9 protein-coding genes and 1 pseudogene are annotated in these 10,606 nt (G+C 61.8%); 1 reads left to right on the top strand and 9 read right to left on the bottom strand.

What is annotated here, in order from left to right; all coding sequences use genetic code 11:
* The 7 genes and pseudogenes from HX846_RS13935 to HX846_RS13905 all read right to left on the bottom strand — a co-directional run.
* A pseudogene (locus tag HX846_RS13935) lies at window positions 1-201 on the bottom strand (amino acid ABC transporter permease); the annotation flags it as partial.
* Window positions 198-926, bottom strand: coding sequence for an ABC transporter permease (locus HX846_RS13930; RefSeq protein ID WP_102606225.1), 729 nt, complete (start codon window positions 924-926; stop codon window positions 198-200). The pseudogene HX846_RS13935 and the gene HX846_RS13930, both read right to left, overlap by 4 nt.
* Window positions 927-983: 57 nt before the next feature.
* A complete protein-coding gene (locus HX846_RS13925; protein WP_134325838.1) occupies window positions 984-1,763 on the bottom strand; it encodes a transporter substrate-binding domain-containing protein in 780 nt (259 codons plus the stop codon).
* A 329-nt stretch (window positions 1,764-2,092) separates the two neighbouring features.
* Window positions 2,093-3,727: an ATP-dependent DNA ligase gene (locus HX846_RS13920; protein WP_178965563.1), complete on the bottom strand. Its 1,635-nt coding sequence runs from the start codon at window positions 3,725-3,727 to the stop codon at window positions 2,093-2,095.
* Window positions 3,724-4,728, bottom strand: a complete 1,005-nt coding sequence (locus tag HX846_RS13915) for a ligase-associated DNA damage response exonuclease (protein ID WP_008432130.1) — start codon at window positions 4,726-4,728, stop codon at window positions 3,724-3,726. The genes HX846_RS13920 and HX846_RS13915 overlap by 4 nt, the downstream gene beginning before the upstream one ends.
* A 232-nt stretch (window positions 4,729-4,960) precedes the next feature.
* Window positions 4,961-7,402, bottom strand: coding sequence for a penicillin acylase family protein (locus HX846_RS13910; RefSeq protein WP_178965562.1), 2,442 nt, complete (start codon window positions 7,400-7,402; stop codon window positions 4,961-4,963).
* Between the two features lie 233 nt (window positions 7,403-7,635).
* Window positions 7,636-8,280 carry a glutathione binding-like protein gene (locus tag HX846_RS13905; protein ID WP_177042066.1) on the bottom strand — a complete coding sequence of 215 codons (645 nt, stop codon included), beginning with the start codon at window positions 8,278-8,280 and terminating at the stop codon, window positions 7,636-7,638.
* A gap of 96 nt (window positions 8,281-8,376) precedes the next feature.
* Here HX846_RS13905 and HX846_RS13900 point away from each other — a divergent pair, with 96 nt between their 5' ends.
* Window positions 8,377-8,928 carry a cysteine hydrolase family protein gene (locus HX846_RS13900; protein ID WP_178965561.1) on the top strand — a complete coding sequence of 184 codons (552 nt, stop codon included), beginning with the start codon at window positions 8,377-8,379 and terminating at the stop codon, window positions 8,926-8,928.
* A 5-nt stretch (window positions 8,929-8,933) separates the two neighbouring features.
* Here HX846_RS13900 and HX846_RS13895 read toward each other — a convergent pair whose 3' ends face one another.
* Together HX846_RS13895 and HX846_RS13890 are read right to left on the bottom strand one after the other, a co-directional pair.
* Window positions 8,934-9,722: an ABC transporter ATP-binding protein gene (locus HX846_RS13895; RefSeq protein ID WP_177009883.1), complete on the bottom strand. Its 789-nt coding sequence runs from the start codon at window positions 9,720-9,722 to the stop codon at window positions 8,934-8,936.
* Window positions 9,719-10,606 (bottom strand): iron ABC transporter permease (locus HX846_RS13890; RefSeq protein ID WP_178965560.1); only part of this gene is annotated, 888 nt, incomplete at its 5' end. The genes HX846_RS13890 and HX846_RS13895, both read right to left, overlap by 4 nt.

Here is a 10,606-nt window from a genome sequence, read left to right as displayed (position 1 = left end):
GCGAAACAGGTAGGTGTAGAACTGCACCGGCCAGCGTACCCAGCGATTGCGCGACACCCGCGCAATGGACAGCGGGATCGATACCAGGAAGCCGATGAAGATCGACGCGCTGAGCAGCCACATCGTCATGGCCAGCCCGGTGATGTGCTGGCCGTCGCTATAAAGGAAGGGGCGCCAGTATTGCTGGATAAGTTCGATCATCGCACTGCCTCCCGGGAGCCTGCGGAGTAGCGCCGTTCGAGGCGGCGCAGGACGAAGTTGGACGCGCTGGTGATCAACAGGTAGATAAACGCGGCGATCACCAGGAAATAGAACAGCTGATAAGTACTCTTGCCGGCATCCTGAGCGGCCTTGACCAGGTCGGCCAGGCCGATGATCGACACCAGGGCGGTGGCCTTGAGCATCACGCACCAGTTGTTGTTAATGCCCGGCAGGGCGAAGCGCATCATCTGCGGGAAGGTCACGAAGCGAAACCGCTGGCCACGCGTGAGCCCGTAGGCCGTGGCGGCCTCCAATTGGCCACGGGGCACGGCGAGGATCGCGCCGCGAAAGGTCTCGGTGAAATACGCACCGTAGATAAAGCCCAGGGTGATGACCCCGGCGCTGAATGGGTCGATCTCGATGTAGTCCCATTCCATAAAGTCGGTAAAGCTGGTCAGCCAGATTTGCAGGCTGTAGAAAATCAGCAGCATCAGCACCAGGTCGGGCACGCCGCGAATCAGGGTGGTGTAGATCTGCGCGGGAACCCGCAGGAACGGCAGGCTGGACAGTTTGGCAGTAGCCCCGAGCAGGCCCAGCAACACGCTGACGGCCAGGGAGAACACCGACAACTTGACGGTCATCCAGGTGCCTTGCAGCAACAGCGGGCCGAAACCCTTCAAGCTGAAGGCACTGAGCCCCAGGGTTTGCAAAAGATCTTCGAACATAAATCAGGACCTATGGCGATAAAAAAGCGCCCCTCCAGAGGAAGGGCGCCCCAGGCATTATTTGCCGCTGTACAGGTTCAGATCGCCAAAGTGTTTCTTCTGGATGGTGGCGTAGGTGCCATCATCGTGTAACGCTTTGATACCTTTATCCAACAAGGCCTTGAGGTCTTTGTTACCTTTTTTGATACCGACCGCAGTTTTGGACGGCAGCAGTGGATCGTCGATGGCCTTGCTGACTTCGTAGTCAGCACCGGCTGGCGACTTCAAAAAGCCCAGTTCGGCTTGCAGCATGTCCTGCACGGAAGCGTCCAGGCGGCCGGAAGTCAGGTCGGCGTACACCTGGTCCTGGTTGGCGTAGGCCTTGGTGGTGACACCGGCCTTGTCCAGTACGGCCTTGGCGTAGGCTTCCTGGATGGTGCCTTGCTCGTAGCCCACGGTTTTACCCTTCAGGGACTCAGGCGTGGAGAAGTTTGCGCCCTTTTTGAACACCAGCGAGGTTGGGCCGGAGAACAGCTCGTTGGAGAAGTCGATCGCCTTTTCACGGGCTTCGGTCACGGTCATCGAGGAAATCACGCCGTCAAACTTGTTGGCGTTGAGGCCTGGAATCATGCCGTCGAAATCACTTTCGACCCACTTGCACTTGACCTTCAGCTCGGCACAGATGGCATTGCCCAGGTCAATATCGAAGCCCACCAGGCTGCCGTCAGCGGCTTTAGACTCAAATGGCGCGTAGGACGGATCGACACCAAAACGCAATTCCTTGTATTCCTTGGCCAGCGCGGAACCGGCGGCCATGCACAGAGCCAGTGCAGAAAGGGTCAGCAATGCTTTTTTCATTATGTAATCCCTGGAAACCAAGATAAGCGCTTGTGGCGCGGTTAGGACTGTTACTGAACGGTGTCAGACCGGACTCAAGTAGCAATTTCTGCACCATAGTTCCGAATGGTCGTTTTAAAAGGTGAGATTAAGGAGTTGTGCCAGTAGGAAATGCCCGAAAATGGGCATTGATCAATCTATGCATTATTTTGGGGCGTATGAGGTTTTCAAATGTGGGAGCGGGCTTGCTCGCGAATGCGGTGGATCAGTCGGTACATGTATTGACTGACACACCGCCTTCGCGAGCAAGCCCGCTCCCACATTGATCGGTGGCGTTCTTGAGAGGCGTGTCAGGCCAGTAAATCCTGCAGGGTCGCCAGGTTGTCGGCTTCCTCGACGGCCTTGTCCTGGCGCCAGCGCAACATCCTCGGGAAACGCACCGCAATCCCGCTCTTGTGCCGCTTGGACAGGGCAATCCCTTCAAAACCCAGTTCAAACACCATGCTCGGCGTGACGCTGCTCACCGGGCCGAATTTCTCCACGGTGGTCTTGCGCACGATGGCGTCGACCTTGCGCATTTCTTCATCGGTCAGCCCCGAATACGCCTTGGCGAACGGCACCAACGTACGCTCAGTACCGGGCGGGCCGTCCCACACCGCAAAGGTGTAGTCGCTGTACAGGCTGGCGCGCCGGCCATGGCCGCGCTGGGCGTAGATCAACACCGCATCGACGCTGAACGGGTCGACTTTCCACTTCCACCACACGCCCATGTCCTTGGTCCGGCCCACGCCGTAGAGCCCGTCCCGGGCCTTGAGCATCATGCCTTCCACGCCCAGGCTGCGGGACGCCTCACGCTGCTCTGCCAAGTCTTGCCAGCTATCGCCGATCAGCAATGGCGACGTGCGCAACGTTGGCTGGTCGCAGTCGCTGACCACCAGCTCCAGTTGCGCCCGGCGTTCGGCCTGGGTGTGGTTGCGCCAGTCTTCGCCGTGGTGTTCCAGCAGGTCATAAGCCAGCACGGCGACCGGCGCGTCTTCGAGGATTTTCTTGCCCAGGGTCTTGCGGCCAATGCGCTGTTGCAGCAGGGCGAAGGGTTGCACCGAGTCCTTCCACACCACGATTTCGCCGTCGATCACCGTGCCATCGGGCAGGCTGTTTTCCAGGTCATGAAGCTCCGGAAAGCGCTCGGTGACCAGTTCTTCGCCCCGAGACCAGACCCACAAGCGGCCTTCGCGCTTGACCAGTTGTGCGCGGATACCGTCCCACTTCCATTCCACTTGCCAGTCAGCAGGGGAGCCGAGCAAGGCATCGAACTGCTCCACCGGCTGGGCCAGGCCATGGGCCAGGAAAAACGGATAAGGCTGCCCGCCACGCTGGGCGTGTTCGTCGGACGATTCGGCGGCAATCAGCTTCAAGTAGCCTTCGGCCGTCGGACGGTTCGACAGGTCGGTGTAGCCCACCAGCCGCTGGGCCACGCGTTTGCTGTCCAGCCCGGCCATGGCGGCCAGGGCGCGGGTGACCAGCAACTTCGACACACCGACCCGGAAGCTGCCGGTGATCAGCTTGATGCAGAGCATCAGGCTCGGTTGATCCAGCTGTGCCCACAACGCGGGCAGGCGTTCTGCCAGTTCTTCTGGCGGCAGGCCGCGCAAGGGCAGGAGTTTTTCTTCCAGCCACGCGGCCAAACCATCGTCCGAGGTGTGGGGCGATTCCGGTAACAGCAGGGAAATGGTTTCCGCCAGGTCGCCTACCGACTGATAACTCTCTTCGAACAGCCACGGCTCAATGCTCGCGGCTTCGGTGGCCATGTCCCGCAGCAACCGGGTGGGTACCAGTTGTCGGGGCCGGCCGCCGGATAAAAAGTACACCGCCCATGCCGCATCTTCCGCGGGCGCCTGTAGGAAATAAGCCTGCAAGGCGGCGAGCTTGGCGTTGCTGGAGGTGGTGGCGTCGAGGTTGGCGTACAGCTCGGCGAAGGCTTTCATGACGTGGCCTCCTCTTCGTCATCGCCGTATTCGGTGGTGAATCCCTGGGCATCCAGGCCCTTTTCCCGCAGGTGCCTGACCAATACGCCCACAGAACCGTGGGTGACCATTACCCGCTCGGCACCGGTTTGCTCAATGGCCCATAACAGTCCGGGCCAATCGGCGTGGTCCGAGAGCACAAAGCCGCGATCCACGCCGCGCCGACGCCGGGTTCCGCGCAGGCGCATCCAGCCGCTGGCGAAGGCGTCGCTGTAGTCGCCGAAGCGGCGAATCCAGGTGCTGCCACCGGCGGAGGGCGGGGCGATGATCAGGGCCTGGCGCAATAAAGGGTCGGTCTTTTTGAAGTCGCCGGCGTAGAGGGTTTCAGGGATATAGATGCCAGCTTCGCGGTACACCCGGTTCAAGGGTTCGACCGCGCCATGGCTGAGGATCGGGCCGATGCTGGCGTCGATGCCGTGGAGAATCCGCTGGGCTTTGCCGAAGGAATAACAGAACAACACGCTCGCCTTGCCGGCGGCGATATTGGCCTGCCACCAGTCGTTGATCCCGGCAAAAATCTGCGCCTGGGGCTGCCAGCGGTAGATCGGCAGGCCGAAGGTCGATTCGGTGATAAACGTATGGCAGCGCACCGGTTCGAACGGCGCGCAGGTGCCGTCGGGCTCGACTTTATAGTCGCCGGAGGCGACCCAGACTTCACCCTGGTATTCCAGGCGCACCTGGGCGGAGCCGAGGACATGGCCGGCGGGGTGGAAACTCAAGGTGACGCCGTGGTGGCGCAGGCTTTCGCCGTAGGCCAGGGTTTGCAGGTTGATGTCCTGGCCGAGGCGCGAGCGCAGGATGCCTTCGCCGGGGGCTGCGGCCAGGTAGTGTTGGTTGCCGGTGCGGGCGTGGTCGCCGTGGGCGTGGGTGATGACCGAACGTTCCACCGGGCGCCAGGGGTCGATGTAGAAATCCCCGGCGGGGCAGTAGAGGCCTTCGGGCCGGGCGATAACAAGGTCCATGGGCGTGCCGTGGAGGTGGGCTTGTTAATTATGAGGCGGGGGCGGGTGGAGAAGTTCTATCGGAATGCATGCAATCAAATGTGGGAGCTGGCTTGCTGTGGTGAGGGGGCTTGTCCCCCGTCGGGTTCACCACAGATTGATGGGGCTGCTTCGCAGCCCAACGCGGGGCAAGCCCGCTCACCACAGCAAGCCCGCTCCCACATTTTGATCCGGTTGAGTCAGGGAAACCGGGTTACTTGCCCGGCACCAGCGTCAACCGCGTCTTCCCGTACACCCCGTCAAAGTTCTGTGGCTGCATCGGGAAGCTCAGGTATTGCGCCTTCAGCCACGGGTCGATGCCATTGGCATAGTTCGGGCTGGCCGGGTTGCCGGATTGGCCGATGCCGCTTTGGCCCATCATCGGTTCCGCCAGGCCGAAGTTGACAATCATCCGCAGCGCCGGCACCTGGGTCGTGTCGAAACTCTGGCCCCAGCTATACGGTGCGCTGTTCAGGGTGTTGTGATCGCCGCCCGCGGCCAGTGGGCCACGAATGGCCTGGCCGCTGGTGTTCTTCCAGGTGTAGCTGTGCAGTTTGCCCCACTGCCAGGCCTTGTGATCGGCGCCCAGCGCGCTGTCGCCTGCGGTGATCGCGGCGGCCAGGCTGCGGGCGAGTATCGCCGGCTTGTCGGTTTTCTGCCCGGTGCGGGCGTCATTCCAGAACGGGCTGTCTTCGCGCCCCAGCAAGTGGTCGGCCACCGCCGAGTACGACAGGTTGGCGTTACCGATAAAGGCTTTCCAGGTGGCGCTGTTTTCCGGACCGAGTTCGTCGAGGAAAATCTGCTTGGCGCTTTCCTGCAGGAACAACTCATAAATCGCCGCGTCGGCGGAGGTGGGTGCCAGCCGACCGTCGAAGGCCATCAGGCGGCCCAGTGCTTCCCGCGCCTTGGCCTGGTCTGCCACCGGCAATCCATCGATCGCCTGTTTCAGCGGCTGGGCCATGCCCGGCGCCTGGAACATGCTCTTGAGCTTGGCGGCAAACGTGGTGGTCTGGTCGTACTGCATGGCAATCATGCTGCGGCTGTCATGCTTGCTGCTGCCGGCCAGTTGCGCGATACGTTCGGCGCGTTCCGGCGCGGCCCACGAGTTGGACAGTTGCATGCCGTAGCCACGGGGAATGGTGCGCTGGTTGGCCGTGCCGATCCAACCCTGGGCCGGGTCCTGATCGTAGGGGTGCAGCATCGCGTCGGCGTAGCCATCCCAGTCGAAACGCCCGTCCCAGCCCGGCGATGGCACCAGGCCTTCGCCTTCACGGCGGTTGGGGAACCGCCCGGTCACTTGCCAGCCAATGCTGCTGGCGTCGGCGAAGACCATGTTCAAGGCAATTGCGCGAATTTCCCGGGTGGCGTCAGACGCTTTACCGGCGGTTTGCGCACGTGACAGGTCGAAGAACGCGTCCAGGCTCTTGTCGTCCTTGAAATCGGCGGTTTGCAACGCCAGGCCGTAGCCGCTGGTCAGCGACTGGGCACTGTTGAGCAGCGGCCCGTGGCGGGTTTCGTACACCGCTTCGCGAATCGGCCGCTGGCCCTTGGCGAAGTAGGTTTCGTTGCGCACGATGGCGGGCAGCCATTTGCCGTTGTTCTCGTAGTACAGCGCGTTGCCCTGGCGCTTGACCTTCTCCAGGAATACGTCCTGGGTGTCACCCGAGACCTGGCTCATGCTCCAGGCCACCTTGCCGTTGAAGCCGGAAAGCAGGGTTGGCAAACCGGCGATGGACACACCGGCGGCCTGGTATTTCGGCGAGCGGATCTGCACGTAGTTCCACAGCGACGGGGCCTGCATCGAGGTCGACAGGTCATTGGCCAGCAGGCTCTTGTTACTGCGGCTGCGCTGCGGGCCGATCGCCCAGTTGCTGGAGCTGGACGTGCCCAGGGTGTTGAGGGTGTCGAGGTGCTCGCTGAGGCTGGTCAGCGCAGCGAGGCCCGGGATCTGGCCCAGGTTGATGCCCTTGAGCTTGTCGGACTCGGCCACTGGCAGCGGTTCATCCGGGTAGCTCGGGGTCAGCCAGGCGAGTTTGTCGGCACCGACTTTTTGCGCGAGCACCAATGACGACAGCTCTTCCTGCAAGTTGGTCGACTCGCTGAAATTCAGCAGGCAGAACAGCAGCGCCGAATCTTCCGGCTTCCAGTATTCAGGCTTGTAGCCAGTCTGGGCCAGGTCTGGCGGCAGCTTGTCGCGGTAGCGGAACAGGTAGGCGTTGACCCCGCGCGCATACACCTCAAAGAAGCGCTTGAGGCGCGGCGACGAGGCGTTATAAAGCTCGCCGGCGCTTTTGCGCAGGTTGACCGCCCGCATGAAACGGTCGACATCCAGCACATCCGGCCCGGACATTTCCGCCAGGCGGCCCTGGGCCAGCAGGCGCAGGGTGACCATCTGGGTGATGCGGTCGCTGGCGTGCACGTAGCCCAGGGTGAACAGCGCATCGTGGAAGGTGCTGCTTTCAATCAGCGGGATGCCCTGGCTGTTGCGGCGCACCGAAACGTTCTGCGCCAGGCCCTTGATCGGCTGTACGCCGGAAACCGGAGGCAGGGTGTCTTGGGTGCTCTGTAACTGGCAACCGGCCAGGCCCAAGGCACTGGCAATTGCCGCGGCAACGCCGAACCGGGGAAGAAAGTGTGAGAGGGCTGGCGAGGCCATGGCAAAGCTCCTGCGGGGGGTAGCGTCAGTAAAGGCGCTACGTTAGTGAGCGCGGCGAAACGACGCAAGCGGGAGGCGATGCTTATTTCAGGATTTGCGTAAGGTTTCCAGTCGGGCACAAATCAGTGTGGGAGCGGGCTTGCTCGCGAATGCGGTGTATCAGCTAAAAGAGTTGTGGCTGATCCACCGCATTCGCGAGCAAGCCCGCTCCCACATTTTGATCCCGTTGACCTTCAGGATTTTGGCGGATTGACCTTCTGCACCAGCTCATAGGCACGCACCGTCGCCGGGCGTTGCTTGATGTGGTTGAACCAGCGTTCTACATGTGGGAAGTCTTCCAGCTTCTGGCTCTGCCACTTGTGGGAAACGATCCACGGGTAGATCGCCATGTCGGCAATGCTGTATTCCTCGCCGGCCACGAACTTGCGGTCGGCCAGGCGCCGGTCCAGCACGCCATACAGGCGGGCGGTCTCATCCACATAGCGTTTGATCGCGTAGGGAATCTTTTCCGGGGCGAACTGGCTGAAGTGGTGATTCTGGCCGGCCATCGGGCCCAGGCCACCCATTTGCCAGAACAGCCATTGCAGCGCTTCCTGACGACCACGCAGGTCCTGGGGAATGAACTTGCCGGTTTTTTCCGCGAGGTACAGCAGGATCGCACCGGATTCGAACAGGGAAATCGGCGCGCCGCCGTCGGTCGGGTTCTGATCGACGATGGCCGGGATGCGGTTATTGGGGGCGATCTTCAGGAAGTCGGGCTTGAACTGATCGCCCTGGCCGATGTTGATCGGGTGTACCTCGTAAGGCAGGCCGGCTTCTTCCAGGAACAACGACACTTTGTGACCGTTGGGGGTGGTCCAGTAATACAGGTCGATCATGAAGCTCTCCAAGGGTGGTGACGCTTGAGCGAATGCCTGTAGGTATAGGTGATGTTAGGGTGACGAAAATTCAATGAAACATTTGGGTCTATCGATATGGAAATTCGTGCGGGCGCAGCGTTGATTCTGATTGACCAGCAAAAAGGCATTCACCATCCCAGGCTGGGACGGCGCAATAATCCGCACGCCGAGGCGCGCATGCTGGCGTTGCTGGCGCATTGGCGGCGCGAAGGCTGGCCGGTGATTCATGTGCAGCATCTGTCCCATTCACCGGAATCGGTGTTCTGGCCGCAGCAGTCGGGGGTGGAGTTTCAGGATGCATTTATTCCGCAGGCGGGTGAGCAGTTGATCCAGAAACGGGTGCCGGACGCATTTTGTGGGACGGGGCTGGAAGCGAGGTTGCGTGAGGCCGGGCTTCGGCAAGTGGTGCTGGTGGGCGTGGCCACCCATAACTCGGTGGAGGCCACGGCCCGCAGTGCCGGCAACCTGGGGTTTGAGACGTGGGTTATCGAAGATGCCTGCTACACCTTCGACAAGGCGGACTTTTTCGGGCAGATGCATTCGGCGCAGGCGGTACATACCATGTCGTTGGGCAACCTGCACGGCGAGTACGCCACCGTCATCTCTTCAGAAACCCTCCTCCCGTAGGGAGGTCAGGTTACGGCGCCGTCCACCAACACCTGCAACGTTTGTTGTGAGCATCGCTCGATGCGTACCCGCACACCATAGACTTCGGCAAACAGCGCCGTATCCAGCACGTCATCCGCCGCGCCACTGGCGTACAGCCGGCCCTGGCGCAGCACCGCGATATGGTCGGCATAGCGCGCCGCGAGGTTGATGTCGTGCAGCACCACCACGGCGATCAGGTTGTGTTCCCGCACCAGGTCGCGCACGCAATCCATGACCTTCAACTGGTAGTTCAAGTCCAGCGCACTGGTGGGTTCATCCAGCAGCATTACCTGTGGCCGGCGCGCAATCAGTTGCGCCAGGCTGACCAGTTGCCGCTGGCCGCCGGATAACGTGCTCAATAGCTGATCCGCCAGATGAGCGATGCCAATCCTTTGCAACGCATCAAAGGCCTCGCGCATGCACGCGTCGCTTGAAAGCGCAATGCCCTCGACGTTCGCCACCCGCAGCGCCGCGATCACGCTTTCCATCACACTCAGGCTCAAGCCCGGCGGAAGGTTTTGCGGCATATAGGTCACACGCCGGGCGCGGTCACCGACGGACATTTTCGTCAGGTCCAGGTCACCCAATCTGACAACGCCCTGCATCTTTTCCAGCCCCGCCACCGCCCGCAGCAACGTCGACTTGCCCGCACCGTTCGGCCCGATCAACGCGGTCAGGCTGCCGTGGGCCAAGGTTGGCAAACTCAGGTCATGCACAATCTGGCGCCGGCCATAACTGACCTGGGCGTTCTGAATCGACAGCCCGCTGCTCATAACTGCCTCCCGCGCTTGAACACCAGCAACACGAAAATCGGCACGCCCACCAGCGCGGTGACGATACCCACGGGTACGATCACCCCGGGCATGATCAGCTTGCTGGCGATGGATGACAGCGACAACAGTAACGCGCCGACAAGCGCGCTGGCCGGCAGCAGGAAGCGCTGGTCTTCACCCACCAGAATCCGCGCGATGTGCGGACCCACCAGGCCGATAAATCCGATGGTTCCCACAAACGCCACGGCGGTGGCCGACAGCAGGCTGATGCGCAACAACGAGAAAAACCGCAGGCGCTTCACATCGACACCGAAGCTTTGCGCGCGGTCTTCGCCCATGCGCAACAGGGTCAGGCGTGGCGCGGCCGCGAAGGAAAAGGGCATGACCACGGCGACCACCAACGCGAGGATGCCGAGCTTGTCCCAGTTGGCCCGGGTCACGCTGCCCAGGGTCCAGAACACCAGTTGTTGCAGCACATCTTCGGTGGCGACCAGTTGCAACAGGGCGACCACCGCGTTGCAACTGAACACCAGGGCAATCCCGAACAGCACCAGGCTTTCCACCCCGGCACCGCGCAGGCGCGACATGGCTTGCAGCAAAAAGACCGAGGCGGCGGCAAACACAAAGGCTGAAATGGAAATCGCCGTATTGGCCGACACCCACAGCGTCGTCACCGGAAACACAATCACCAGGGACGCGCCCAACGCCGCCGCCGAGGAAACCCCCAGGGTGAATGGACTGGCGAGCGGGTTGTTAAGGATCGCCTGCATCTCGGCGCCCGCCAGCGACAGCGCGCAACCGACCAACACCGCCATCAAGGCGTAGGGCAGGCGCACGTTCCAGATGATCACCTGGTCGGTGGCGCTCAGGTGGGCCGGGTGCAG

The organism is Pseudomonas sp. K5002 (assembly GCF_013386655.1).
Lineage (GTDB): Bacteria > Pseudomonadota > Gammaproteobacteria > Pseudomonadales > Pseudomonadaceae > Aquipseudomonas.
Note: the sequence above shows the minus strand (reverse complement) of the source record. Positions and strands in the feature narration are given on the sequence as shown.

What these genes read in the sequence shown, in the direction of transcription:
- HX846_RS13910 (WP_178965562.1), bottom strand. Translation starts at nt 7,402, where the DNA reads ATGGCCTCGCCAGCCCTCTCACACTTTCTTCCCCGGTTCGGCGTTGCC.
- HX846_RS13915 (WP_008432130.1), bottom strand. Translation starts at nt 4,728, where the DNA reads ATGGACCTTGTTATCGCCCGGCCCGAAGGCCTCTACTGCCCCGCCGGG.
- HX846_RS13925 (WP_134325838.1), bottom strand. Translation starts at nt 1,763, where the DNA reads ATGAAAAAAGCATTGCTGACCCTTTCTGCACTGGCTCTGTGCATGGCC.
- HX846_RS13930 (WP_102606225.1), bottom strand. Translation starts at nt 926, where the DNA reads ATGTTCGAAGATCTTTTGCAAACCCTGGGGCTCAGTGCCTTCAGCTTG.
- HX846_RS13900 (WP_178965561.1), top strand. Translation starts at nt 8,377, where the DNA reads ATGGAAATTCGTGCGGGCGCAGCGTTGATTCTGATTGACCAGCAAAAA.
- HX846_RS13895 (WP_177009883.1), bottom strand. Translation starts at nt 9,722, where the DNA reads ATGAGCAGCGGGCTGTCGATTCAGAACGCCCAGGTCAGTTATGGCCGG.
- HX846_RS13920 (WP_178965563.1), bottom strand. Translation starts at nt 3,727, where the DNA reads ATGAAAGCCTTCGCCGAGCTGTACGCCAACCTCGACGCCACCACCTCC.
- HX846_RS13905 (WP_177042066.1), bottom strand. Translation starts at nt 8,280, where the DNA reads ATGATCGACCTGTATTACTGGACCACCCCCAACGGTCACAAAGTGTCG.